This window comes from Rahnella victoriana (assembly GCF_004330295.1).
GTDB classification, from domain to species: Bacteria; Pseudomonadota; Gammaproteobacteria; order Enterobacterales; family Enterobacteriaceae; genus Rahnella; species Rahnella victoriana.
Genome location: NZ_SJOJ01000022.1, coordinates 53,920 through 79,627, shown reverse-complemented (window position 1 = coordinate 79,627; position 25,708 = coordinate 53,920). Strand labels below are relative to the sequence as shown.

The window sequence follows — 25,708 nt, the reverse complement described above, 5'->3', positions numbered from 1 at the left end:
GACCAGGAGCAGCCTCATCGACAGGGTCTGGCAGGGACAGCACTATAAAAAGAGCGTTGTCCCTGCCTCTCATCAGGATTCGGCAGGGACAACACTGTTTTTGTAGCGTTGCAGGATCGGCGAGTTGATCTCCGACGGGTTCTGCAACTGCCACAGGTTACGTTCGATGCCATCATTCACCAGATAAATCACTCCGGATTCAATCGCCGACATCAGACACAACATCACAGGCTCATTGGTGGTGTAGCCCAGCTCGCCTTCCAGCAGACGCTGGTAGTCGATAAAGCGGAACACCCCGGCCTGCACTTCATAGGACAAAATCGTCTTGCTGGTATTCACAGACGACAGCACTTCCCCGGTATTGACGTCGACAGCACGCAGGTTCACGGCTATCTGGTCCAACTGGTATTGCGTACTGGCACCGATACCGAAGTAACGCGCCCCCACGCCGCCCGATTTCACATTACTTTCATATCCAATGATCGAGCCTTCAATCAGGATATTTGCCGCCACCAGTGAAGAAAGCGGCCGCTGATTATTGATGGCCACGCTGCCATTCTCCTGCGCAGCACGGATGATTTTGCGTTCGTTCAGCAGGTTTTGCAGCCCCTGACGTTCCAGCGGAATAAACCACTTCGAATCTTTCAGGGCGGAAACCAGCATCGCCGTGGCGCTTTGCGGCACCGCCGTCGAGAAGTTACTGGCCGGATACGGTTTAAACTGGCCCGTCTCATCCTGAATGTTATAGACCGACACAAAAATCCTGCCCTGCGGCGAAGGCAGATGGGTCAGATCGCTATAGCTGGGCGCACGGGGTAATAAGGTCGGTCTTGCGGCTTCTTTCGGTGCTGCTGTGAGGCACCCGCTCAACACAAAAACTGCGATGAGAACTAAATAGCTGCGCATAATGTCGTTCCTGTTTTTTATTTGTCGTCGGAATCAGTTGGTCGTGGCAGACAAACCCTGAACCTGAATAGTGGAAACTTTGCCGGTTTTGCGGTCGGTGACGTTCATCACCAGTTGCCCGTCGGTATTCTGGATATCCACGATAAAGTCCTGTGTCACCAGCCGTCCCGGTTTCCCCTGATTGATGTTGCCCATCAGACTGCCCAGCAGCTGCGACTGAATCGACGCCGTGAAATTATCCAGCGCGGAGGTACTGGTCGTGCCGAAATCATAGGCGTCGGGATCTTTATAAGAGTTCTGCGCCTGAGCCTCGTTAAGCAGGAATGCGCCATTATTCGGGTTGCCGCCGAAATTCGGGTTGATGAACTGGTAAACCATGTTGCCGCCCCAGGAAACCGGGGACGCCGTCAGTAATGCCAGCAGCATGACTGAACGCGGAGCTGAGACTGGAATATTCACGATGCTCTCCTTAGAAGAGGCTGTGCATTAAAATTCGTCATGGGCAAGATCCCCGGTACCAAGTAACGCTTTGTCTAACTGCCGCCGTGATAACGCCTCGGTGACCCCGGCAATGGCGGTATCGACGTCCTTATCAAAATTGCGACGGTTCGGAAAAAGCAGGGTCTGATATAAGGTGTCCTGACCTATTTTTATGGTGATCCAACTGCCCCAGCGGGCGCTGGGTCTTTCTGAAATCGTGATGGTTTCCGGGTAGTTCTCTTCCCATTTAGCGGTAAAACCCCGGTAAAAATCGTGGCCTACCGACGTCACCGTGCGGTCGGTGATTAACCCGGGATCCCTTATATCCGCCGCCTGAACATGCAGGCAGGTGGCGCACAGCAGCGCCAGCCAGAGCCAGAAGCCCTTGATGCATATCGTCATGATGTCAGCGCTTGAGATTGTCATTAGCCCAGGACGCCGCCTGGGTGCGGTTTTTAACCGAGATTTTCCTAAATAAATTATAGAGATGCGTCTTCACGGTGTTCTCGCTGATAAACAGCAACCGTGCGATTTCCGTGTTTGAGGCGCCCACACGTAACTTATTGAGGATCTCTTTTTCGCGATGGGTCAGGCCGGTATCTTCTGAATGCAGATGGCGGAAGGCACCGGACTGATTGATCAGGTAGCTGGCGAAGCCCTGTGAGAAATAGCACTCACCGCGGATCACGCTGCGGATGCCTTCCACCAGATGTTCTTCATCGGTGGAAAGATAAAACACGGCGCTGATCCCCGGCCAGGTTTCTATTTCCCGAAAATGATAATTATCAGGGGTGTTTAATAATAATAACTTCACGCTGTCGTGATAACGGGTAATAGCGGATTGCCATAGCTCAATAGTCCGGCGATCGGCTTCCATCATATCGAAGAGAATTAATGTCTGATGAAGATATTGATCCTCCAGAGATTTATGGATGTTATGAAGTCGGGTATTGACACAAAGTTGCTGTTTTAATTGCTGCAATAAAGCGCTGGCCTGTAATGATGGTTTAGTCACTAATAAAAGAATATTATTATTGATTGCTGCTTCATTACTCATAATGAAACCCTGCCCTGATTTTTTATAGCCACAGTCTGCCATTGCCTGATAATAGAAAAGGCAGGAAATAGACCGTGATTTTATTTTGCTAAATCTATAGCTGTATGTTCGCTGTGCATATCTGAAAATAGCAAATAAACGCAGCATGAGGCACATAATATTTTCAGGTGGCTTATGTGCGGTACAGACTCAATTTAGCTTTTGGCTTCCCTTACGCAAGGCTTATTTATGTTTCAAAATGTAACTTAAAATGTATAAAGTTTTCCTTATGTATTGAGTAAAACTCAATACGCCCCTCTTAAACAGAACTTAAGTAACGGCTTTACACTATCTTAACGTTTAGCCTTGTTAAAACTGCACATTTGAACAATACCGGTGCTTAATAATTCTGATGAAACACCAGCCGGCTTCATGCTTCGTCTTTAATAACGCAAATCAGTACCGGTTTAATTATTGATTTCACTTAGGTGAGCATGCTCGCTGGCCCTTTTATGCAGGGTTAAAAGGCGTAATAACACCAGGGAATGGTGGTTTCAGGGCACTGTTAAGGGATGGAAATGTGCGGGAGATCTCTTTTACCCCTGATTTATATTTCACAGGGAATTAAGAATAGTTGCATTTGTGTGATTATTAACGCCTGCCGCGTCGTTAACTTTAGGATAAATGCCATGGGGTCTATTAGCCCTGCTGACCTTTTACTGTCACCCGGTGGTCACAATGTATGATAAAAGGCTTCTCATACTTTTTGCTGAAGCCGGAAATTAAAATACGACGTGCGGGTGAGTTCCTTATTTTCCGTAAACTCCATAATCAATTCGTCAACAGCAATAACCCGGTGAGCCAATAACCAGTTACCGGCGATATACAGGGTGACGAAATGAAAAAGACTTTATTGACCCTGGCGTTACTTTCAGTCTCCTGGGTCGTTCACGCTCAGCAGTTTGATATGGCTTATCCGGAGATAGGAACGGGTAATCCGGAGCAAGTGTTTGCTGGCGCGAGAAGTTCATCAGGGAATTCATCAATGATTTATCAAAACGGGAACAGCAATCTGGCCGCGAATAATCAGACGGGTTATGGCAATTCCAGCGTTATCCGTCAGTCAGGGTCAGAAAATACCGCGGTGATCAATCAGCGAGGTAATGGAAATAACGCGGATATATCCCAAAGCGGCAGCGATAACTTTGCTTATATATCGCAGCGCGGCGGTGGGGATGCATCCATCACGCAACAAAATTTTGGTAATACCGCTTACATTCTGCAAAAAGGCCGGAGTGTGACCGAGATTCGCCAGAATGGTACGAACCAGACCAGCGGCGTCGTACAAAACTCGTCAGGAATGGCGATTAGAGTGACACAGCATTAATAAACATACGTTCTTATGACATCCGATATTAAACCAATGGGGTAGCATCATGAAACTTTGGAAAATTGTGGCAGTCTCCGCTTTAGTCGTCAGTGGCAGTGCGTTCGCAGGTCACGGTGGTGGTGGCGATTATACGCCGACGCCTCCGGTATCCACAGTGCCGACATTCACAGCGACTCAGTGGAATTCTGAAATTCAGATTTACCAACAGGGGACATCAAACCTGGCGAATGCCACGCAATCCGGCGCGCAAAAATCGCTGACCTCCATCGGTCAGGATGGTTACAGAAATACCGCGAGCACCAATCAGACCGGCGACGGCAGTCTGGTGAGCGTTTCTCAGAAGGGTGACTTCAACAATGCTAACGTTGCACAAACTGCAAACGGCAGCAAAGTGCTGGTTTCCCAAAATGGTTCTGGCAACTATGCTCAGGCTTCGCAAGGGGCTAACGGTGCTCTGACCAATATTGTTCAGTCTGGTACCGGCAACCTCGCGTACGCTTCACAAAACTGATTCAGCTCCCTCCCCTGCGAAGGGGAGGGTTGGGGTGGGGTATTAATCGCAACGTCGAATTTGATGTTGCCTGCGAAACCCCCTCCCGACCTCCCCCTTCGCAGGGGGAGGAGCAAAAAACAGGTTTAGCTTCTGCCATGAGTCATGGCAAAAGCTTCTCAGAACAGGGCACTAGCCCTGTTTTTTTTCGACCAAACCGGAGCATAAACGTTATGCATTTACTCCTGATTGCCGCCGTGATGTCTAACCAGCTCTGGTTCGATACACACAACGATGCGCAAACTTATGTGATTACCCCGATGGTCAGTCTCACTAAAGCCTGCGCCTGTCAGGTGGCGGTTTCTGTGTCACAGCAGGGCGCAGCGGGGAGCAGCACCAGCCGCCAGAGCCACAATATGAATCTTTCCGCCAACCAGCCGCAGCCTCTGGGACAGATGCGTTTTGCCGTCCAGCCCGGCGGAAAAACACAAATACTGATCACCGTGACCGATGGCGACAAACTGCGGCTGGAAAAACAGCTCACCCTGCCGAACGACGCCTGACAGCAGGCCGCGTTACATCGCCAGATTGTCATAGCCTTTGCGACGATAATGGATCGCAGAGCAGGCCCAGAACACCACGAAAATCGCCACGGCGGCGTACCCGACGCTGCCCATATTCTCATTCAGACGTCCGACAACCGCCCACAGGCCGCCCTGTAAATTCAGCTTATCCGCCATCAGTCCGAGTGCTTCCAGCCCGCCGATAAACAGGGCGATCACCACACTGGTGGCCGTAATGGTCATATTGTAATAGAGCTTGCGCACCGGTTTATCGAACGCCCAGCCGTACGCGCCGACCATAACAAAATTATCCAGCGAATCGATCAGTGCCATGCCGCTGGCAAACAGTGCCGGAAACACCAGAATGCTCCACACGGACATGCCGGAAGAGGCACCGGCAGCGGAAATCCCCAGCAGGCCGATTTCCGTGGCGGTATCAAAACCCAGCCCGAACAGAAAACCCACCAGATACATCTGCCAGCTTTTATTGACCATATTGAAGGCAAAGCTGAATAACCGGCTCATCACCCCGCCTTGTACTGCGTGCTGTTCTTCTTTGTCGCTGAATGTGTGGCCTTGTTTTACTTTCTGAAAACGGCGATACACGTCGCGCAGGATCAGCGCATTCAGTAACGCCATCATCAGCAAAAACAGCGCCGAGACCAGGGTGCCGATCGTGCTGCCGTACTCATGCAGCCAGCCGATGTTATTGCCAAACACCAGTGAAGTGGCGGCGATAGCCACGCAGGCCAGCACCACAATGCTCGAATGTCCGAGGGAGAAAAACGCCCCAACAGCCACCGGGCGCTGACCCTGCTGCATCAGCTTACGGGTGACGTTATCAATGGCCGCAATATGATCCGCATCGACGGCATGACGCAGCCCGTAACCGTAAGCCAGCAACGCCGCCGCCACCAGCGCAGCATTGTGGCGGAACACCACCAGTGCCCAGCCCCAGGCCAGTAAATTGACAGCCACCAGTCCGGTTAACAGCCAGAAGGCGCGGCGGTGAGTATGGAAAAATTCGCGGTTAATCATGACGATCCTTTTCTGCATTATTTGAATGGAGCACGGAAGGGGAACTCTGAAGGCGGGCGCAGGCAATCACCGCCTGACCCAGCGCCAGCCCGCCGTCACCGGCCGGAACCGCCAGCGGCATCAGAACGCGGAGGGGCGCTAAATAGTGGTGTAAAAGCTGGCGCAGCAGACGGTTATGCAACACGCCGCCGCCCAGTGCGACGGTGCGGGTGCCGGTTCTCACCGCGTGATAGCGGGCGAGGGCGGCAAAGCCCTGCGCAAGGGCATCATGAAAAGCAAAAGCCCGTGCGGCGGGCGCGGCCTGCCAGCCAAGCCATTGCTGCCAGAAGGTGGCGAGATCCAACAGGGTGCCCGCAGGCGTGTGGCGCAAAGGCAGCGACACCGGATGTGAGATGCCCTGCGCGTGATGCGCCAGCGCCTCCAGACGGCAGGCGGCTTCCCCTTCCCAGCTGAGGTGCGCGGGGGCGCAGCCGAGTGCGGCGGCAACCGCATCAAACAAACGCCCGCAGGAGGACGCCAGCGGTGCATTGATTCCGGCGGCGATGGCTTTTGACAACGGCTGCCACGGGTGTGAAAACAGAACCTGTGCCTCAGGCCGCAACTGCCAGTCCGGCACGAATGCCTGCCATTGCGCCAGTAAATTGCGCCATGGCTCGCGTGCGGCACGATCACCGCCCGGCAGCGCAACGGCAGGCAATCCCCCTAAATGTTCACAATGAAGATAATCCACCTGCAAACATTCGCCGCCCCACAGCGCGCCGGTTTTATCCTCAGTAATGCCATAACCCAGCCCGTCGAGCGCCAGCCCGATCACTTTGCTGCCATCCAGCGACCAGCGGTGTTCGGCCAGACAGGCGGCGATATGGGCATGATGATGAAGGACATCCACCACCCGTATGCCGGGGCGTTCAGCCGCTTCATGACTGACATAACCGGGATGCGCATCCCGCGCCACCGCCACCGGCGTACAGTCATAAAGCTGCAGGAAATGGTGAATCGCCTGCCGCTGTTGTCCGGCGATATCGCTGCGGGTCAAAGAGCCAAAATGGGCGCTGAGAATGGCCTCGCCACCCCGCACCAGACAGAAGGTATTTTTGAGATCGCCGCCCAGCGCCAGAATGGCCGGCTGGCTATCGAAACCCGCGGGAAGCGGCAGGGCATCGGGCACGTAACCGCGCGCACGGCGCAGCACTTCGGTGCCCTGAGGCGTCAGGCGCACCAGCGAATCATCGGCGCGCTGAACGATATCGCGGTTATGCAAAAGCCACAGATCGGCGATACCGTTGAGCTGCGTCAGCGCGGCTTCATTGGTCAGCGCGGGGGCGCATCCGGCGGCATTCCCGGAGGTCATCACCAGCGGCACCCCGCACGCCTGCATCAGCAAATGATGCAGCGGGGTAAACGGCAGCATCACCCCGACTTCATCCAGCTCAGGCGCAACGGACGGACAGAGCGGTGACATCGCGCTTTTGCTGACCAGCACAATCGGCGCAGCGGGGGACGCCAGCAGTTCCCGCAGCGCAAACTGCGGGCTGTCATCACTGCATTGCGCCAGCCAGCCGGTATCCGGCAGCATCACCGCCAGCGGTTTTGACGGCCGTTGTTTGCGTTCACGCAGACGCATCACGGCGTTCTGCTGCGTGGCGTCACAGGCCAGATGAAAACCGCCCAGCCCTTTGACAGCAATGATTTTCCCCGCGCGTAATGCGGCGACGGCGCATGCCAGCGCGGCATCATCCTGCGCCTGTGTTTTGCCATCGCAGAATGTCGCACTGAGCCGGGGGCCGCAGTGCGGGCAGGCGACAGGTTGCGCGTGAAAACGCCGGTCGGCCGGATTCTGATATTCCTGCTGACATTGCGGGCACAGCGGGAATTCCGCCATGCTGGTGGACGGCCGGTCATACGGCATGGCGCGGATCAGCGTAAAGCGCGGGCCGCAATGGGTGCAGTTCGTAAAGGCATAGCCGAAGCGCCGGTCACCCGCACGGGTGATGTCTTTCAGGCATTCGGGGCAGGTCGCCGCATCGGGCACCACCTGGGTGTCCATCTGGCTGTGACGGCTGTCAGTGATGGTGAAATGCTGAGGCGACGCTCGCCAGTCGAAAGGGGTAAAACGGATGCTGTCGATGCGCGCCAGCGGCGGGCAATCGCGCTGTAACTGTTCGATAAAGGCTTCAATGTCTACCGGTTTAAGGAGCCTGATTTCCACACCCGCGCTGTCGTTGCACACTTCGCCGCGAAGCCGCAACCGGTCAGCCAGTTGCCAGACAAAAGGCCGGAAACCGACACCCTGGACTTTGCCACTGATGCGGATGAGTAAACCAGACATAAAAAACCTTTTAAAAACGTTTATGAAGAGGGCAGCGAAAAGAGGGTTTTGCTGCCTCCCCAGCGAAGGGGGATTGGTTTTTGCTCCCTCCCCTGCGAAGGGGAGGGTTGGGGTGGGGTATTAATGGCAACTCCGGATCTGGCGTTGCCTGCTAAACCCCCTCCCAGCCTCCCCCTTCGCAGGGGGAGGAGCTAAGAACCCACCCCTTTGGTGAGGCGCTTAAAAGCTAAATCTCAACCACCGGGATCACATCTTCAACGGCGCTGCGCAGGCGCGCTTTCATGTCGCTGTAGCTTTGCTGGGCATAGTTTTCGGCCCAGCGTTGATCGGCGATTTGTTCGACTTTCACGGCGCAGTATTTGGTTTCCGGCGTTTTGGAAATCGGATCGAGGTTGTCCTGTGTCAGTTCATTACAGGCACCAATCCACCACTGATAGGTCATGTACACCGCACCGAGGTTAATACGCTCGTTGTAGTTAGCGCGGGAAATGACCTTACCGCGACGCGATGCCACCCAGACCAGTTGCTGATCGCGAATGCCCAGCGCCTGTGCATCCACCGGATTCATCTGCACAAAGCCCGGTTCGTCAGCCAGCGTTTGCAGGGCGGCGCAGTTACCGGTCATCGAACGGCAGGAGTAGTGACCGACTTCGCGCACGGTGCACAGCACCAGCGGATAATCGCCGTCCGGCACTTCCGCCGGTGCGCGCCACGGTGCGGCGAACAACTGGCCTTTGCCGGTCGGGGTATCGAAATGATTGTCGGCGTACAGGTATTGTGTCCCCGGACTTTCCAGCGTGGTGCAGGGCCACTGCACATGTCCCAGTTCGCCCATTTTTTCGTAGGTTGCACCGTAGAACAGCGGGCACAGGTTGCGCATTTCGTCCCAGATTTCCTGGTTATCGCGGTAATGCATCGGATAACCCATCTCGGTCGCCAGCAGGCTGATGATGTCCCAGTCGCGCTTGACGTTGTATTTCGGTTCGATGGCTTTCTCGAAACGCTGGAAGCCGCGATCCGCGCAGGAGAACACGCCGCCGTGCTCGCCCCATGACGTTGCCGGTAAAATCACGTCCGCCTGTTCAGCGGTTTTGGTCATGAAGATGTCCTGCACCACCACGAATTCCAGTGCCTCGAACCCTTTGCGTACCAGCCCTAAATCGGCTTCGGTCTGCAACGGATCTTCGCCCATGATGTAATAGGCTTTGACCTTACCTTCCATCGCCAGATGTGGGATTTCAGTAATGCGCAGGCCGACTTCGGCGTCCATCTGGTTGACGTCAATGCCCCAGGCATCGGCGAATTTCGCCCGCACTTTCGGATCGGTGACGGACTGGTAACCCGGGAATTCATTCGGCAGCACACCCATGTCGCAGGCACCCTGCACGTTATTCTGACCACGCACCGGGCCGACGCCGACGTTGGCGCGGCCAAGGTTACCGGTCAGCAATGCCAGACCCGCCAGACCTTTCACCACGTCCACCGCCTGACCAAACTGCGTGACGCCCATGCCCCACATAATGGTGGCGGAAGGTGCCGCCGCGTAAGTGCGCATGGCCTGACGGATTTGCTGTGCGGACACGCCGGTCTGCTCAGCCACGGCTTCCGGTGAGTAATCCGCGACATTTTTGCGGTATTCCTCAAAGCCTTCGGTGTATTTCGCCACATAGTCGTGGTCATACAGATTTTCTTCGATCAGCACATGGGCGAAAGCATTCACCAGTGCCATGTTGCAGCCGTTTTTGATTTGCAGATGCTGATCGGCAATACGCGCTGTTTCGATGCGGCGCGGATCGCAGACGATAATCTGTGCGCCTTTTTCTTTGGCTTTGATCACCCGACGGGCGACGATCGGATGGGAATCGGCGCAGTTATAGCCGATCACCAGCAGGCATTTTGAGTTCTCGATATCGCCGATGGAATTACTCATCGCGCCGTTACCGAGCGTGGCCTGTAAACCGGCGACCGACGGGCCGTGACACACGCGGGCGCAGCAGTCGACGTTGTTGGTGCCGATCACCGCACGGGCAAATTTCTGCATCACGTAGTTGGTTTCATTGCCGGTACCGCGGGAAGAACCGGTGGTCATGATGGCGCGCTGGCCGTGTTTTTGTTTGATCTCTTTCAGGCGCTGCGCGGTGTAGCGGATAGCTTCATCCCAGCTGACCGCTTCGAATTTTCCGCCTTTCTGACGGCGGATCATCGGTTGCGTCAGGCGCGGGGTCAGCAGTTTGGTGTCATTGAGAAAATCCCAGCCGTAGTAACCTTTCAGGCATAACTCGCCCTGATTGGTCACCCCGTTCGCAGCTTCTGCGCGGATGATTTTTCCGTTATCCACAACCAGATTCAATTTACATCCGGCCCCGCAATACGGGCAGACAGTGGTGACTTTTTTCATGGTATTACTTCCTCTATCCGGGGTTAAAACAGCAGCGGGGAGGTGCTGTCGAGCGCAGCGCGGCGGCGTTTTTCTGCGTTCATATCCTGTAACTGGTTACGGTCGATGGCATACAGCGCCTTGGTCGGGCAGATTTCCATACAGGCCGGGCCTTCTGCGCGGGCATGGCACAAATCGCATTTATGCGCTTCGGCTTTGTCGGAGGTGGCGGTCATGGCCGCGCCGTTCTGGCGGAAAATGGGTTTTGTCACCACTTCCATCGCACCGTACGGACAGGCAACAACGCAGGTTTTGCAACCGATGCAGCGTTCCTGCGTGACCTGCACGTGATCGCCGGTACGGGCAATCGCGCCGTTCGGGCAAACATTGGCGCAGGGCGCATCTTCACACTGGCGGCACATCACCGGCGTGCTGAGATTGACGCCTTTGATCACATGCAGACGTGGCGCGAAAGTGGCGGCGTTAAGCAGCGAGATATCCTGCGAATCGCTGTGCGCCATCACACAGGCAATTTCACAGGTACGGCAGCCGATGCATTTTTTGGGGTCGGCAATGATGAACCGGTTCATGATGATTTAATCCCTAAGTCATTGGTTTCAGATACTGGCTATACATAAAGCGTGCCAGTTCCTGTTTTTAATTTTTCAGCATTAAATTCAGGTGGTTAGTGATGGCTGGTGCGCCGATGACGACATTTTTCACTGACGTCATGTCTGTTTCGTCACCGCATCGACAGTTATGTCGACGGGCTGAAAGGGGCGATCCCCAGGCCGGTTTCCAGAGCCGGTAACCGCTGATGAAGGCGGTTAACGGCCTGTTCCACGGCGGCACTCATCGGGTAATAGAACGCGACGACATCGGGCTGAATGCCGACAAAGGTGATCTGCGGGATATCCTCGCGCAGTTGCTGAATAAGGAAGGTCAGCGGCAGATTGTGGGTGGTCATCATGAACATGTCGGCGATGTCATTTTCGTCGATGATGCGCATTTCACCGGGTGCCAGCCCCATGTCGGTGGCGTCCACAATCACCAGATGCTGCGGGCGCTGCTCGCGCAAAAAGCCGATGTCGTTTTCAGGTGCGGCACCGCCGTCCACCACCGTCCAGCCGGACAGCGGCTGTTCAGCGCAGAGTTCGGCCAGACGCGGACCGGCACCGTCATCGCCCATCATGCTGTTGCCGACGCATAACAGGGCGTAGCGGGAAGAGGTATCAGGCATCGTATCTCCTGACCATCAGGTACATGGCGGGGTCGTTTTCAATCTGAGTCAGCAGGGCGATAAGCTGGTCGCTCCAGCCCCGTTGTTCTTCACTCATGTCCGGACGGGCATCGCGCAGCGCCAGCGCCAGCAAATGGGTGTGGCTGCTGTCGATGTTGATCTCGCCGAAACGCTGCACACCGGCCAGTTTGCGGTGTGCTTCGCTGTTTTCCGGCAGACAGTTAATCCAGTGCAGATAGCCGTCGAGCGGGCATTCGAGGCGGGATTGCAGGCAGTCGATCACCCCGAGGTGATGGCCAATCGCCAGGCTGTAATACACCACTTCCTGCACTTTTTGCGAACTGCGTTTCTGCGCGCTTTTTTCATCGACAAACTTGCTGCTCAGTGAATAAAAAATCACTTTGTTTTTGTCCGGCTGATGGCCTGAATAAGGCTGATGCCGCGCGTAACGCTGGTCATTGACGGACGTCATCACAGGCGCACCTCGCCACGCAGCACCTGCTGATAAATGTGCTGCAGGTTGCCGATAATCTCGTTGAGCCGCAGATCGCCTTGCTCCGCCAGATAGTCTGACACCCGCTGTTCCACCGGCTGTAAACCGGGCGCGGCCACCATATCCATAAAGGTGTCAGCAATCTGGCGGCCATAGCGGTAACCGGCCATGCGGCGCGCTTCGCGATCGAGCAATACGCGCAACGGCTGCGGCAGCTCAGGGTGCAATAACGCCGCCGGTTCGCCAGCGGCCTGGTCGTGTTGCTGGCCTTTGATTTTCTGATCCAGCAAACCCAGCGCCATCGCGAAGCCGTAAATGGTGGCGGCCGGTGTCGGCGGACAGCCCGGAATATACACATCCACCGGCACAATCTTGTCGGTGCCGCCCCAGACGCAATACAGGTCGTGGAAGATGCCGCCGCTGTTGCCGCAGGCTCCGTAGGAAATGCAGATTTTCGGATCCGGTGCAGAATCCCAGGCGCGCAGTGCCGGCATACGCATGGCGCGGGTCACGGCACCGGTGAACAGCAGAATGTCAGCATGGCGCGGCGACGGCACCACTTTAATGCCGAAACGTTCGGCATCGAAGAGCGGCGAAATGGCGGCGAAAATCTCAATTTCACAGCCGTTACAGCCGCCGCAGTCGACGCGGTAAACATAGGCGGAGCGGCGGATGCTGTGAAGCAGGGTAGATTTCAGGCTCGCAATGCTTTCATCCAGCGTGACGGGCACCGGCAGGCCATTTTCATCACGCGGAGCAATCAGGTTATGGCTCATCAGCGAACCTCCGTGGTCATATGGCGGCCAATATCGATGCGGTCGCTGGAAGAAAGACCGTGCATTTTTTTGCACGTCGGACAGGTTTCGTATTGCTGGCGACGGTCGGCAATCTGCCGGTCACTCAGCGCGGCGCTTTCCTGTAACAGACTGAGGGCGAAGTCGATTTCCTTTTGCACGGCATAAGGTTTGCCACATTCGCGGCAGTGGCAGACGGGGAAATCTGCCGTTTCATACAGGTCTTCTTTGCGCCACACCGCCAGTTCGAATTCCTGCGACAGTGTAATGGCCGCCGTCGGGCACACTTCCTCGCAGCGGGCGCAGAAAATGCAGCGCCCTAAAAACAGTTGCCAGCGGATCGTTCCACCGTCTTCTGCCGTGGTCATGGTCAGCGCGTTGGACGGGCAGGCATTGGCGCAGGCACCGCAGGCAATGCATTGCTGTGCGGTGTACTGCGGTTTGCCGCGAAAATTTGGTGCCAGATCCAGCGGCTTAAACGGATACGCCACGGTTGCGGTGCCGGTTTTCAGCACTTTTTTAATCAGTTTCAGCATGATTGAAGCGGCTCCTTAAAGCGGCGAGTTTTTGCGTTCGATGCCGTAACGTTCGATCTCTTTGTAAGGCACCACGATGGACGTTTTCTTACGCACATCGACGACCGTCATGCGGTCGGTGCAGGAGTAACAAGGATCGAGACTGCCGATGATCAGCGGCGCATCGGAGACCGTATTGCCGCGCAGCATGTAGCGCAGGGTCGGCCAGTTGGCGTAGGTCGCCGCGCGGCAACGCCAGCGGAACAGCTTCTGGTTGTCGCCGGTCATGCTCCAGTGAATGTCGTCACCGCGTGGCGCTTCGGCAAAGCCGAGGGCGAAACGGTGCGGAATATAGTTGAAGCCTTCCACCGCCAGCGGACCGCCCGGCAGACTTTGCAGGCCAAACTCAATCATATTCAGGGCGTTAAACACTTCGTGGATGCGCACTTTCAGGCGGGAATAGACGTCGTTACCGGTTTCGCTGCACAGCTCAAACGGCAGTTTGGCGTAACCGGCATACGGGTGATCCTGACGCATATCGCGGCGGTGACCGCTGCCGCGCACCATCGGGCCGACGTTACTGAAATCGCGCGCCACCTGCGGATCGAGAATGCCGACGCCGACGCTGCGCTGTTCGGTATTTGGCGTGCTGAGCAGAATATCCACCAGTTCATTGAGATCACGGCGCATGCTGCCCGCCAGCGCAATGGTGGCGATCATGTCGTCTTTCAGAATGTCGCGACGGATGCCGCCGATCAGGTTCATGCCGTAGGTTTTACGCGCACCGGTCAGGATTTCCGCCATCTTCATGGACTGCTCGCGGATGCGGAAAAACTGCATAAAGCCGGAATCAAAGCCGACAAAGTGGCAGGCCAGCCCGAGATTCAGCAGGTGGCTGTGCAGGCGTTCCACTTCCAGCAAAATGGAGCGGATCATCTGGGCACGTTCAGGCACCACAATGCCCATCGCGTTTTCGACCGACGAGGTGTAGGCCACGCTGTGCGTAAAGCCGCAGATGCCGCAAACGCGGTCCGACAGGAACGTCACTTCGTTATAGCCCATGCGGGTTTCTGCCAGTTTTTCCATGCCACGGTGCACGTAAAACAGGCGGTAATCGGCATCGATAATGTCTTCGCCGTCAACGAAAAGACGAAAGTGTCCGGGTTCGTCAGATGTGACGTGCAGCGGGCCAATCGGCACAATTTTGCTGCCTTCTTTGGCCTCGGAAATAAACGGATAGGTTTCCTGGTCAGTGGTCGGGGCCGGGCGCTGACGATAATCCATCGCGTCTTTGCGCAGCGGATACAAATCGTCCGGCCAGTCATCCGGCAATACCAGACGGCGTTCGTCCGGCAAGCCGACCGGGTGCAAACCGTACATATCACGCACTTCGCGTTCGCCCCAGACCGCCGCCGGAACGCGCGGTGTCACGGACGGAAATTCCAGTGAAACGGGATCCACTTCGGCACGCACCGTGATCCAGCATTTCACGCCTTTTTCCATCGACAGCACGTAATACAGCGCGTAATTGCCGCACAGCGTCCGTTCGTCGTTTCCGAACAACACGGAGAGCCAGCCGCCCTGCTGGTAGTACAGCCATTCCACCACTTCCGGCAGCCAGTTCAGCCTGATGGTGACCGTCGCCTGGGTGTCGGTCTGCCATTCGCTGCCTAAAATTGCCGACGGAAACTGCGCCGCCAGCGCGGCCAGATACTGTTTGCCGACCGGGTTTTGATTTAATGCGGTATTCAACTCACTCATTACAAAGCCTCTTCCCGCCGCAGCGGGACAAGAAAAATGTCAGGTCAGCCTGCGACCAGCCAGGAAACCAGCGCCAGAAACGCCAGCCCGAACCCCGCCCATGTCGTGCGGGAGGTTTTAAGAAAGCGCAAACGGGCGACGCTGTTTTCGATCAGCGCGACCACAAATACCGCGATCAGCAGTTTCAGCAGACACAGCACCACGGCGGTCAGCAGCGTCAGCGGCGTGATGTGCTCTGCCAGTCCGAACGGGAAAAACAGGCCGAGGAACAGTTGCAACACCACCAGTTGTTTCAGGCTGATGCCGATTTTCAGCACGCCCAGCGCCGCGCCGGAATATTCGGTCAGCGGGCCTTCCTGCAATTCCTGCTCCGCTTCCGCCATATCAAACGGCAGCTTGCCCATTTCTATATAGGTAGCGAACGCACAGGCCAGACCGGCCAGAATCAGGGTTAAAGAAGACGCGGACGGCCAGTGCAGCACACGGGCGGCAATCGCGCCGAGCGAAGTGGAACCGGCCACCAGCGCGGCAATCCACAGCCCGAGCAACAGGATCGGCTCGACTAACACACCGAGCACCGCTTCACGGCTGGCACCGATGCCGGTAAAGGTGCTGCCGGTATCCAGCCCGGCGATGGCAAACACAAAGCGCACCACCGCGAACAGATAAATCACGGTGATCAGATCGCCTGCGGCACCCAGCGGCGACGCCAGCGTGACCACCGGCAGGGCGGTGGCGATCACCAGCAAGCCGCCGGTCAGCAGATAAGGCATGCTGCGAAAGGCCGCACCGGCGGCGGCAGGGGCGACACTCTGGCGGGTCAGCAGTTTGGCGATATCACGGTATTCCTGTAATACGCCCGGCCCCTGACGGTTGTGCATCCGCGCACGCATCACGCGGCTGAAACCGGCAAACAGCGGGGCGATCGCCAGCAACAGCACCGCCTGAATCAGCGCCAGCGGCCACAGTGAACCGGCAAGCAGGTAGGGAAAATTCATAGTCAGTTCCTCAGGCAAAAGCCACGACCAGCAACACGGCCAGTTCGATGAACGCCAGACGACGGCAGAAGGCACCCGTCCAGCCCCGATGCAGCGCGCCGACCATGGAAGACGGCGTGACGCGCTGACGCAGGCGGTAAAGCGGGGCAAACATCACGCGCAGCGGTTGCGCGAAGCCGGTTGCGGTCACCACCATGTCAGCGGAATGCGCGTAACCGCAGGCCCACGCATCACCGCGCGAACGGTTCGGCAGACGTTTTCCGCGCAACACGGCGGCGATGATCCACGGCAGCAACGGCATACCCAGCAGCAGGATCGCCACCATCGGCGCAGACACGGCGGACGTGGTGGAGAACACCACGCCATGCTGTGCGACCTGCAAGACAGGCGCGTTCAGCACCGAGGCGGCCACGGCGGAAAAGTGCGGAATAATCCACGGTGAGGCGACCCCACAACCCACACACAGCAGGGCGAGCAGCACGCCGCTGAGCGTCATGGCAAGGGGCGCGGGAGTGGCTTCCGCCGCCGCCTGACTGCGCGGTGAGCCAAGGAAGGTGACGCCAAAGACTTTGGCGATACACATCAGCGCCAGCGCCCCGGTCAGTGCCAGACCGACCGCCAGCAACGGCCCGAGCAGGCGGGCGATAAACAGCGGACTGGCGCTCAGCTGGAACAGCGACTGATACAGCAACCATTCGCTGGCGAAACCGTTAAGCGGCGGTAGCGCGGCCATCGACATCAGGGCAATCAGCAGGGTGAATGCCGTCCACGGCATCAGACGGGCGATCCCGCCGAGTTTTTCCATATCTTTAATGCCGGTCTGCATTTCGATTTCACCGGCACCAAGGAACAGCGCGGTTTTAAACAGGCCGTGGTTGAACAGGTGGAATAATCCGGCCAGCAGGGCGAGGGACGCCAGCACCGGCAGATTCAGTGCCACACCGGCCATCGCGCCGCCGACACCCAGCAGAATGATCCCGACGTTTTCCAGCGTGTGATAGGCCAGCAGGCGGCGGATATCGTGTTCCATCAGGGCGTACAAACCGCCAATAAACGCGGTCAGGATCGCCAGCAGCAATACCATCAGGCCCCACCAGAGTGGCGGTGCGCCAAGCAGATCCAGACCGACTTTTACGATGCCAAGAATGCCGATTTTCATCAGCGCGGAAGAGAACAGCGCAGCGGCGTGGGCTGGCGCGCTGGAGTGCGACTGCGGCACCCAGGCATGCAGCGGGATAATCCCGGCGTACAGCCCGAAACCGGCCAGTGCCAGCAGGAAGGAAACCGATTTAATGCCCGGCGTGAAGGCCGTATGACGCAGGACGTCGAAACTCACACTGCCGCTGGTGTGATGCAGCAGGGCGAACGCCAGGATCAGACACAGCGTGCCGAGGCGGCCGGATAAAAACTGATTCAGTCCGGCGCGGCGGCTTTTCACATCGTCAGTCTGGACGATCAGGAAATACGCGCAGAGCGCTGCCATTTCCATCATCAGGATCAGTTCAACCGCAGTGGCGGAAATCGTCGCAGCGGTCAGTGCCGCCAGCAACAGATTGCAGAGCAAACCGGTGCGGGCGCGCTGACGCTGACGGGCATGGGCCAGCCATGCGCAGGCGTAGAGACTGCTGAACAACGCGGTCACTGACATCGCCAGTAACAGCAGCGCATTCAGCGGACTTAACTCTGCGGTGTAAGGCACCACCGGCAATGTCAGCGTGACGGACGTCCCGCTGATCAGCACCTGTACCGCAGCCACGATGACGGCCGCCGAAGCCACCATACCGCCGGTGCCGGAAATCAGGCCGCTGATCCTGGCAGCGGCGGCCAGCAATCCGCCAGCAATGCCACTGAGTAACCAGACCAGCAGGGCCAGCGCCAGTAATGACGCCGGTTCTAACGTGAACAGTGCCGTCATTATTTGGCCTCCGTATCGGGTGTGGTAAAGGATGTCAGCCCGGCCGGAAATACGTTCATCGCATTCAGGCGTTTTTGCTGACTGGCGGATTCAGACAGGCTGGCGGTGATAAGCCGGATAGCCTGGGTCGGGCAGGTTTTGATGCATGCCGGGCCGTCCGGGCTGAAGCTGCATAAATCGCATTTCACCGCCACCGCGCGAAGACCGGGCATGCAATCAAGGAACGGGCTGACCGCACGGGGCGGGCGCGGGGCGGGCAGGGCTTTGGATGTATTGCAGTCGCGGGGAATATCCAGCGGTGTGCTGCCGGAAAACGTGATGGCGCCGAACGGACAGGCGAGTCCGCACAGTTTGCAACTGACGCACAGACTTTCATTCAGTTGAATCGCGTCATTCTCACGGGTAATGGCATTGACCGGACAGACCTGCGCGCACGGGGCATCTTCGCACTGGTGGCACATCACCGGTGCGGAATCCAGACGGTTACGCATCACCTGCAAACGGGGGGCAGACTGTAAGCCGTGCAACTGGTGTTCCTGTGAACAACTGGCCATACAGGTATTGCAGCCGATACACAGTTTGGGGTCGGCTATCACATATTGATTCATGGAGGCAGTGCGACGCATGAAATCTCCTCGCTGTTTCGTCAAAGGTGACGAAATCGGCACTTAAATTGACATTTCGACATTTATGTCGGAATTAATCCCAGTAAAAAAACGGCAATGAGAAAATATTTACGCTCTGCCGGTGCTTAATATATTTCTGAATGTGAATCAGACGCGGCTGAGTAATTTTTCGAGTTGCGCGTGAACGGGCTGGTTGTTTTGCAGCGAATCAAAAATGCATTGGTAAATAGCGGAAATCTTATTGAGATAATGTTCCAGCACGGCGTTTTTATCTTTGATATCCACGCTGCCGTCTACCTTGCCTTCTTCAGTCAGACGGGCGTGGGCAAAAGGCTGGAAATCCTCGTCATCACTGACCTGCGCCATGTTCAGGCTGTAGACAATATCCTGACTGTAGAAGTCTTCACTCAGTTGAATACTGACCGCAAAATGGTTAAACAGCGTAAAGCGGATATCCTGATCTTCACCGCAGCTGAATTCATGATTTATCTTTTTATTTGAATGCGTTATCGCCTGAGTCAGACTGTTCTGGTAAGTCCGCCATTGCGATTTCAGATGGCTGTTTTTGCTGGCGATATAGTCTGCTTTGGTAGTCAGTTCGCTGAGAGTGCTCATGTGCATTATCCGTTGTTGATTGATATGTCGGGTGACGATGAAAAGTCGACGCATATGGCTCTGTTGGCATAAAGCATGCCAATTCCACAGATTATTTTTTAAATGCTTTTAAATGAATGAGTTACTTGTTTCAGAGCCAGAAAACTCCCCGGGCATGAAAATGCCATGACATGTCGATGACACCTTATTTCGACACTAATGACGGACTGTGCAGGTTAATTCCGTCACGCCGTTTTATCGTGGGAATAATACGTGTCGAAGAATTCTGGCACTGTTATTGCAACGGCGAGGGCAAAGGTCTCTTTATTGTTCTCCTGAGGGAGGGGAAATAATGCACGAGATTACGATGTGCCAGAATGCCGTGGAAATAATGCAGCAGTTCGGGCAGCAAAATAATGCGCGAAAAATTACGGCGGTATGGATGGAAATTGGCGCATTTTCCTGCGTCGAACCCGATGCCGTGCAATTTTGTTTTGAACTTGCCTGTCGCGAAACGCTGGCGGAAGGGTGCGAATTACACCTGATCACCCCACAGGCCGAAAGCTGGTGTCACACCTGTCAGCAACACATCACCTTACTCAGCCCCGGCGTTCTGCTGTGTCCGCACTGTGGCGGGCATGATTTGCGCGTGGTGGCCGATGACGGCATGACGATTAAACGTATTGAAATCGAATAACGGGCCTCCGTTTTGCCCGGGGAGAAAACTATGTGCAGTACCTGCGGATGTGCCAGTGGCGAACTTCGTATTGAAGGCGTCAGCAACGAGCACACTCATCATCATTCTCACGATCATTCCCATGATCACAGCCACTCTCACGGCCTGCCGTTTGCGCCGCGCCGTCTGGTGGATATCGAAATGGACGTGCTGGCGAAGAACAACCATATCGCCGCGCATAACCGCGAGCATTTTGCTGCGGCGGGCATTCTGGCGCTGAATCTGGTGTCCAGCCCCGGTTCCGGCAAAACCACCTTGCTGACTCAAACCCTGACCCGGCTGGCACCCTATTTCGACTGCGCGGTGATCGAAGGTGACCAGCAAACCACCCGTGATGCTGACCGGATCCGCGCCACCGGCGTACCGGCGATTCAGGTTAACACCGGTAAAGGCTGCCATCTGGATGCGCAGATGGTTCACGATGCGCTGCATCAGCTGTCACCGAACAACAACAGCCTGCTGTTTATCGAGAATGTCGGCAATCTGGTGTGTCCGGCCAGTTTTGATCTCGGCGAACTGCACAAAGTGGCCGTGCTGTCCGTGACGGAAGGCGAGGACAAACCGCTGAAATATCCGCATATGTTTGCGGCGTCACGCCTGATGATCCTCAATAAAATCGATCTGCTGCCGTACGTCAGTTTTGACCTTGAAGCCTGCATTGCCAATGCGCGGCAGGTGAATCCGCAGATAGAGGTGATTCAGTTGTCAGCCACCACAGGCGAAGGGATGGATCTGTGGCTGGCGTGGCTGGAGCAGCAACGATGTGCATAGGCATTCCGGGACAAATCGTGGCGCTGCACGATCAGCAGCCCGATCACGCCTGGGCGGAAGTGTGCGGTTTGCGCCGCGAAGTGAATGTCGCACTGGTGTGTGATTGCGGACGTGACGGCGCACGCGAGGCGCTGATCGGCGGCTGGGTGTTAATCCACGTCGGTTTTGCCTTAAGCAAACTCGATGAGCAGGAGGCGCAGGAAACGCTGGCCGCGCTGCATGCGATGGAAGAAGTGGAAGCCGATGTCGCCCTGTTTCTCGGTGCGGGAGAGGCAAGATAATGCGTTTTGTTGATGAATTTCGTGACCCGACACTGGCGAAAACGCTGATTGAGCGGCTGCATCAGCGTGCGGCCTTGCTGCCTTACACGGCTGAAAAACCGATGCAGATTATGGAAGTGTGCGGCGGCCATACCCACGCCATCTTCAAATTCGGGCTGGATAAACTGCTGCCCCCGCAGCTGGAATTTATTCACGGGCCGGGCTGCCCGGTGTGCGTGTTGCCGATGGGGCGCATTGATGCCTGCTGCGAAATCGCCGCCCGTCCCGGGGTAATTTTCTGCACCTTTGGCGATGCGTTGCGGGTGCCCGGTCAGCAAGGCTCACTGTTGCAGGCGCGTGAACGTGGTGCCGACGTGCGCGTGGTGTATTCACCGCTGGATGCGCTGAAACTGGCGCGTGAAAATCCGCAACATCAGGTGGTGTTTTTCGCCCTCGGTTTTGAAACCACGTTGCCGGTGACGGCGGTGACGCTGCAACAGGCGCGGCGGGAAGGCATGACCAATTTCAGCGTGTTCTGCCAGCACATCAGCCTGATGCCGACACTGCGAAGCCTGCTGCAACAGGACGACGTGCGCATTGATGCGTTTCTGGCACCCGGCCACGTCAGCATGGTGACCGGCACTGCGCCGTTCCATTTTATCAATGAAGAATTCGGCAAACCGCTGGTGATCAGCGGGTTCGAACCGCTGGATATGTTGCAGAGCGTCCTGATGCTGGTGGAACAAGTTTGCGAGGCATCGTGTAAAACGGAAAACCAGTACCGGCGCGTGGTGCCGGAAGAGGGTAACCTGCTGGCACAGGACGCGATGCGCGAGGTGTTCCGGCTTTGCGGTAACAGCGAATGGCGCGGTCTTGGTGTCATTGCGGATTCGGGGATTTCCCTGACTCCGGCGTATGCCCGGTTTGATGCCGAACGACGTTTTAATCCGCAGGCACAGCCGGTCGCCGATGATCCGCGATCCCGTTGCGGCGAGGTGCTGACCGGCCGTTGCAAGCCGCACGAATGCCCGCTGTTTGGCACAGGCTGTACGCCGCATAACGCTTTCGGCGCGCTGATGGTCTCTTCCGAAGGGGCTTGCGCGGCGTGGTATCAGTACCGGCATCAGGAAACCCCGGCGCAGCAACAGCCGGAACATGCACAACAAAAGGTATGGCAGGATGAGTGATCGCAAAGAAGTCGTCACGATGGCGCATGGCAGCGGCGGCCGTGCCATGCAGCAGATGATCGAACACCTGTTTCTCAGCGCGTTCGATAATCCCTGGCTCAATGAGCGGGAAGACGGCGCGCGGCTGTCACTGGCCAGCCTCAGCGCGCAGGGCGATCGCCTGGCGTTCACCACCGACAGCTATGTCATTGATCCGATATTTTTCCCCGGCGGCAACATCGGCAAACTGGCAGTATGCGGCACGGCGAACGATCTGGCCGTGAGCGGCGCGACACCGGCCTTTCTGTCCTGCGGGTTCATCCTGGAAGAAGGGTTGCCGCTGGATGACTTGCAGAAAATCGTCAGTGCGATGGCGCAGACTGCCCGCGATGCGGGCATTGCTATTGTGACCGGTGACACCAAAGTGGTTCAGCGCGGTGCGGCCGACAAAATCTTTATCAACACGGCGGGGATCGGCGTGATCCCGACGGCGGTCAGATGGGCGGCCGGCACGATAAAGGCAGGGGATAAAGTGATCGTCAGCGGCACGCTGGGCGATCACGGCGCGGCGATCCTCAATCTTCGTGAACAGCTGGGGATGGATCTGGGCGTGGAAAGTGACTGTGCGGTGCTGGCACCGATGATCGCACCGCTTCGTGTCCTGCCCGGGGTTCATGCGCTGCGCGATGCCACACGCGGCGGGGTGAATGCGATTTTGCATGAATTCAGCGCGGCCAGTGGATTCGGAATCTGCATTGATGAAACGGCCCTGCCGGTTAAACCCGCCGTGCGCGGGATCTGCGAGCTGCTGGGGCTGGAACCGCTGAACTTTGCCAACGAAGGCAAGCTGGTGGCGGTGGTCTCTGCGGCGGCAGAACAGAAAGTGCTGAACCTGCTGCGGCAACATCCGCTGGGCGCGGATGCGGTGACCATCGGTGAGGTGACCGAAAATCCGCAGGTGTGTCTGCGCGGTGCGCTGGGCGTCTCCCGCCAGCTTATGTTGCCCCATGCGGAGCCGTTACCCCGCATTTGTTGATCTCATCAGGGGAGCGCGCCGTCACGAAGGCGTAAACTTTCTTAATCGTTTTTTTCAGAACGCTTTAAATCAAGAGCCAGAGCCCACGGTATGCAGAGCGCAACAATGAGCACCACAAAACATAAAGGATTACTGGAACTGACACGCACGCTGTTGCTGCAACAGACCATGACGTCGCTGCTGGAGACCCTGACCCAGGTGGTTCAGGGGGCCGGTATTGCCGACGCGGTGACGCTGGTGTTGTTTGATCAAAACAGTGAACGTGTCAGCTTTTACGGTATCGATCCGCACCATCAGCCGGTCAGTTATGAAGACGAAACCCTGCTGGCGACCGGACCGGTACATGCCCTGCTGAGCAATCCGAAAACGCAGGTCTGGCGCAGTGAAGCCTTGCATCTTCGCTATCCGCAACTGGCGGCCCTTAACCTTTATCCGGTCTTTACGGATTATTGTCTGGTGCCGTTGCTGGCCACTTCCGGCTTACTCGGCGGCTGTGAATTTACCCGTCAGCATGCGACGCCGTTCAGTGAAGAAGACAAAAATGGCCTGTATGAACTTTGTATGCTGGCGGCCATTGCGGTGGAACAAATTCAGCTGCGTGAGAATGCGCTGTTCCAGCAATCCATGCTGCGCCATGAGCGGGACGATTTCCGCATTCTGGTGGAAATCACCAACGCGGTGCTCTCCAAACTGGATCTTGATGAACTGACGGGCGAAATTGCCAAAACCATTCACCATTTCTTTCATATCAACGCCATCAGCATTGTGCTGTGCGATGCGAATAAAGACAGTGAACAGGCCAGTGTTTACGCCACCCATTACGTGCAGACGCATGTGGCGGAGCGCGAACAGTCGCGGATGACGCTGGCCGGTTCCCTTGAACAGCAGGTGATGAAAAACGGCGAAATGCTGCTGACCAACGTGCGGCCCGCCGAAGAACCGGAGAGTGATGAGAGCACGCTTTTCCAGTTGTTATGGCGTGACCAGACGAAAACGCTGTGCATCCTGCCGCTGTGTTTCGGCCATAAAACGCTGGGTGTTTTGAAACTGGCGCAATGTCAGCCGGACAATTTTAATTCCGCCAATCTGCGGGTGTTACAGCAAATCGCGGAACGCATCGCGATCGCCGTGGATAACGCGCTGGCCTATCAGGAAATCAAAAGCCTGAAGGAAAAGCTGCAACACGAAAATCTGTATCTGACCGAGCAGATCAACAGCAACAATCCGGATTTCAGTGATATTGTCGGGCGCAGTTCCAGTATGTCGGCGGTGCTGAAACAGGTCGAGATCGTGGCGAAAAGCGACTGTTCGGTACTGATCCTCGGTGAAACCGGCACCGGAAAAGAGCTGATCGCCCGTGCGATCCATAATCTTGGTGATCGCCGCGATCAGCGCATGGTGAAAATGAACTGTGCCGCCATGCCTGCCGGATTGATGGAAAGTGATTTGTTCGGCCATGAAAAAGGCTCCTTTACCGGCGCAACCGCGCAACGCATGGGGCGCTTCGAACTGGCGGACAAAGGCACGTTATTCCTTGATGAAGTGGGGGAAATCCCCATTGAACTGCAACCCAAATTACTGCGTATTTTGCAGGAGCAGGAGTTCGAACGGGTCGGCGGCAATAAACTGATTTCGGTCGATGTGCGGATGATCGCGGCGACCAACCGCGATTTACGCCAGATGGTGGCCGATAAAGAATTCCGCAGCGATCTCTATTACCGGCTGAACGTGTTCCCGATCGTGATCCCGCCGCTGCGGGAACGTCCGGAAGATATTCCGCAACTGGTGAAATTCCTTACCTACAAAATCGCCAAACGCATGAAACGCACCATCGACAGTATTCCGGCGGAGACCCTGCGTCTGCTGAGCCGTATGCCGTGGCCGGGCAATGTGCGCGAGCTGGAAAATGTCATTGAACGCGCCGTGCTGCTGACGCGCGGTACGGTGCTGGATTTGCAACTGCCGGAGCTGAATTACCCGATGCCGGTGTCTCAGCCGGTAATCATGCCTTGCGTGGCGGACGCGGCGCCCGCACCGCATATGAGTGAGGATGACGAGCGCGAGCGCATTCTTCAGGTGTTAAAAGAAACCAACGGCGTGGTCGCCGGGCCGCGTGGTGCGGCGCAGCGGCTTGGGTTAAAACGTACGACGTTGTTATCGAGAATGAAAAAACTGGGTATTGCGGCGCATTGAT

At 56.5% G+C, this 25,708-nt stretch carries 26 protein-coding genes; 9 read left to right on the top strand and 17 right to left on the bottom strand.

What is annotated here, in order from left to right; all coding sequences use genetic code 11:
* Positions 1-72: 72 nt before the first annotated feature.
* The 4 genes from csgG to csgD are packed head-to-tail and all read right to left on the bottom strand — an operon-like array spanning position 73 to position 2,443.
* Entirely contained in the window at positions 73-906 is an 834-nt protein-coding gene (gene csgG, locus EYY67_RS18075; RefSeq protein WP_095922942.1) for a curli production assembly/transport protein CsgG, read from the bottom strand.
* Positions 907-939: 33 nt separating this feature from the next.
* Positions 940-1,332: a curli production assembly/transport protein CsgF gene (csgF, locus tag EYY67_RS18070; protein WP_095925188.1), complete on the bottom strand. Its 393-nt coding sequence runs from the start codon at positions 1,330-1,332 to the stop codon at positions 940-942.
* Positions 1,333-1,392: 60 nt separating this feature from the next.
* Positions 1,393-1,812 carry a curli production assembly/transport protein CsgE gene (csgE, locus tag EYY67_RS18065; protein WP_195817427.1) on the bottom strand — a complete coding sequence of 140 codons (420 nt, stop codon included), beginning with the start codon at positions 1,810-1,812 and terminating at the stop codon, positions 1,393-1,395.
* Positions 1,793-2,443 (bottom strand): biofilm master transcriptional regulator CsgD, encoded by a 651-nt coding sequence (gene csgD, locus EYY67_RS18060; RefSeq protein ID WP_095925187.1) that lies wholly within the window; start codon positions 2,441-2,443, stop codon positions 1,793-1,795. The genes csgE and csgD overlap by 20 nt, the downstream gene beginning before the upstream one ends.
* 877 nt (positions 2,444-3,320) lie before the next feature.
* Between csgD and EYY67_RS18055 the strand changes: the two genes are divergently transcribed.
* The 3 genes from EYY67_RS18055 to csgC all read left to right on the top strand — a co-directional run bounded on the left by EYY67_RS18055 (position 3,321) and on the right by csgC (position 4,865).
* Positions 3,321-3,809 carry a curlin gene (locus EYY67_RS18055; protein ID WP_095922941.1) on the top strand — a complete coding sequence of 163 codons (489 nt, stop codon included), beginning with the start codon at positions 3,321-3,323 and terminating at the stop codon, positions 3,807-3,809.
* A gap of 49 nt (positions 3,810-3,858) precedes the next feature.
* Positions 3,859-4,323, top strand: a complete 465-nt coding sequence (gene csgA, locus EYY67_RS18050) for a curli major subunit CsgA (protein WP_119822628.1) — start codon at positions 3,859-3,861, stop codon at positions 4,321-4,323.
* Between the two features lie 212 nt (positions 4,324-4,535).
* Positions 4,536-4,865, top strand: a complete 330-nt coding sequence (gene csgC / locus EYY67_RS18045; protein WP_131694051.1) for a curli assembly chaperone CsgC — start codon at positions 4,536-4,538, stop codon at positions 4,863-4,865.
* Positions 4,866-4,877: 12 nt separating this feature from the next.
* Here the strand turns inward: csgC and EYY67_RS18040 are convergent, their stop codons facing one another.
* From EYY67_RS18040 to hycA, 13 genes are all read right to left on the bottom strand, one after another.
* Positions 4,878-5,903: a HoxN/HupN/NixA family nickel/cobalt transporter gene (locus EYY67_RS18040; RefSeq protein ID WP_131694050.1), complete on the bottom strand. Its 1,026-nt coding sequence runs from the start codon at positions 5,901-5,903 to the stop codon at positions 4,878-4,880.
* Positions 5,896-8,232: a carbamoyltransferase HypF gene (gene hypF / locus EYY67_RS18035; RefSeq protein ID WP_131694049.1), complete on the bottom strand. Its 2,337-nt coding sequence runs from the start codon at positions 8,230-8,232 to the stop codon at positions 5,896-5,898. The genes EYY67_RS18040 and hypF overlap by 8 nt, the downstream gene beginning before the upstream one ends.
* A gap of 226 nt (positions 8,233-8,458) precedes the next feature.
* A complete protein-coding gene (gene fdhF, locus EYY67_RS18030; RefSeq protein ID WP_131694048.1) occupies positions 8,459-10,630 on the bottom strand; it encodes a formate dehydrogenase subunit alpha in 2,172 nt (723 codons plus the stop codon).
* 23 nt (positions 10,631-10,653) lie between these two features.
* Positions 10,654-11,199: an electron transport protein HydN gene (hydN, locus tag EYY67_RS18025; protein ID WP_131694047.1), complete on the bottom strand. Its 546-nt coding sequence runs from the start codon at positions 11,197-11,199 to the stop codon at positions 10,654-10,656.
* A gap of 167 nt (positions 11,200-11,366) precedes the next feature.
* Positions 11,367-11,849: a hydrogenase maturation peptidase HycI gene (gene hycI / locus EYY67_RS18020; RefSeq protein WP_119822623.1), complete on the bottom strand. Its 483-nt coding sequence runs from the start codon at positions 11,847-11,849 to the stop codon at positions 11,367-11,369.
* On the bottom strand, positions 11,842-12,321 hold the full coding sequence (locus EYY67_RS18015) for a formate hydrogenlyase maturation HycH family protein (RefSeq protein ID WP_015689508.1): 480 nt from the start codon (positions 12,319-12,321) through the stop codon (positions 11,842-11,844). The genes hycI and EYY67_RS18015 overlap by 8 nt, the downstream gene beginning before the upstream one ends.
* Complete coding sequence (locus EYY67_RS18010) at positions 12,321-13,118, bottom strand: NADH-quinone oxidoreductase subunit B family protein (RefSeq protein WP_095922933.1); 798 nt, start codon at positions 13,116-13,118, stop codon at positions 12,321-12,323. The genes EYY67_RS18015 and EYY67_RS18010 overlap by 1 nt, the downstream gene beginning before the upstream one ends.
* Positions 13,118-13,672, bottom strand: a complete 555-nt coding sequence (locus tag EYY67_RS18005) for a formate hydrogenlyase complex iron-sulfur subunit (RefSeq protein ID WP_131694046.1) — start codon at positions 13,670-13,672, stop codon at positions 13,118-13,120. Before EYY67_RS18005 ends, EYY67_RS18010 begins: the two co-directional genes overlap by 1 nt.
* A 15-nt stretch (positions 13,673-13,687) precedes the next feature.
* Positions 13,688-15,412 carry a hydrogenase large subunit gene (locus EYY67_RS18000; protein WP_131694045.1) on the bottom strand — a complete coding sequence of 575 codons (1,725 nt, stop codon included), beginning with the start codon at positions 15,410-15,412 and terminating at the stop codon, positions 13,688-13,690.
* A 44-nt stretch (positions 15,413-15,456) separates the two neighbouring features.
* Positions 15,457-16,410, bottom strand: a complete 954-nt coding sequence (locus tag EYY67_RS17995; protein WP_131694044.1) for a respiratory chain complex I subunit 1 family protein — start codon at positions 16,408-16,410, stop codon at positions 15,457-15,459.
* 10 nt (positions 16,411-16,420) lie between these two features.
* Positions 16,421-18,325 carry a proton-conducting transporter transmembrane domain-containing protein gene (locus EYY67_RS17990; protein ID WP_131694043.1) on the bottom strand — a complete coding sequence of 635 codons (1,905 nt, stop codon included), beginning with the start codon at positions 18,323-18,325 and terminating at the stop codon, positions 16,421-16,423.
* Positions 18,325-18,933 (bottom strand): 4Fe-4S dicluster domain-containing protein, encoded by a 609-nt coding sequence (locus EYY67_RS17985; RefSeq protein WP_131694055.1) that lies wholly within the window; start codon positions 18,931-18,933, stop codon positions 18,325-18,327. Before EYY67_RS17985 ends, EYY67_RS17990 begins: the two co-directional genes overlap by 1 nt.
* Before the next feature lie 165 nt (positions 18,934-19,098).
* On the bottom strand, positions 19,099-19,566 hold the full coding sequence (hycA, locus tag EYY67_RS17980) for a formate hydrogenlyase regulator HycA (RefSeq protein ID WP_095922928.1): 468 nt from the start codon (positions 19,564-19,566) through the stop codon (positions 19,099-19,101).
* A 331-nt stretch (positions 19,567-19,897) separates the two neighbouring features.
* Between hycA and hypA the strand changes: the two genes are divergently transcribed.
* The 6 genes from hypA (at position 19,898) to flhA (ending at position 25,707) form a co-directional block, all read left to right on the top strand.
* Complete coding sequence (hypA, locus tag EYY67_RS17975) at positions 19,898-20,242, top strand: hydrogenase maturation nickel metallochaperone HypA (RefSeq protein WP_131694042.1); 345 nt, start codon at positions 19,898-19,900, stop codon at positions 20,240-20,242.
* A gap of 30 nt (positions 20,243-20,272) precedes the next feature.
* Positions 20,273-21,052 (top strand): hydrogenase nickel incorporation protein HypB, encoded by a 780-nt coding sequence (gene hypB / locus EYY67_RS17970; protein WP_131694041.1) that lies wholly within the window; start codon positions 20,273-20,275, stop codon positions 21,050-21,052.
* A complete protein-coding gene (locus EYY67_RS17965) occupies positions 21,043-21,333 on the top strand; it encodes a HypC/HybG/HupF family hydrogenase formation chaperone (RefSeq protein WP_095922925.1) in 291 nt (96 codons plus the stop codon). The genes hypB and EYY67_RS17965 overlap by 10 nt, the downstream gene beginning before the upstream one ends.
* Positions 21,333-22,499, top strand: a complete 1,167-nt coding sequence (hypD, locus tag EYY67_RS17960; protein ID WP_131694040.1) for a hydrogenase formation protein HypD — start codon at positions 21,333-21,335, stop codon at positions 22,497-22,499. The genes EYY67_RS17965 and hypD overlap by 1 nt, the downstream gene beginning before the upstream one ends.
* Positions 22,492-23,514 (top strand): hydrogenase expression/formation protein HypE, encoded by a 1,023-nt coding sequence (gene hypE / locus EYY67_RS17955; protein ID WP_095922923.1) that lies wholly within the window; start codon positions 22,492-22,494, stop codon positions 23,512-23,514. Before hypD ends, hypE begins: the two co-directional genes overlap by 8 nt.
* A gap of 105 nt (positions 23,515-23,619) precedes the next feature.
* The gene (gene flhA / locus EYY67_RS17950; RefSeq protein ID WP_415838626.1) at positions 23,620-25,707 is read left to right on the top strand and encodes a formate hydrogenlyase transcriptional activator FlhA; all 2,088 of its coding nucleotides are present in this window, start codon (positions 23,620-23,622) and stop codon (positions 25,705-25,707) included.
* Position 25,708 lies beyond the last annotated feature (1 nt).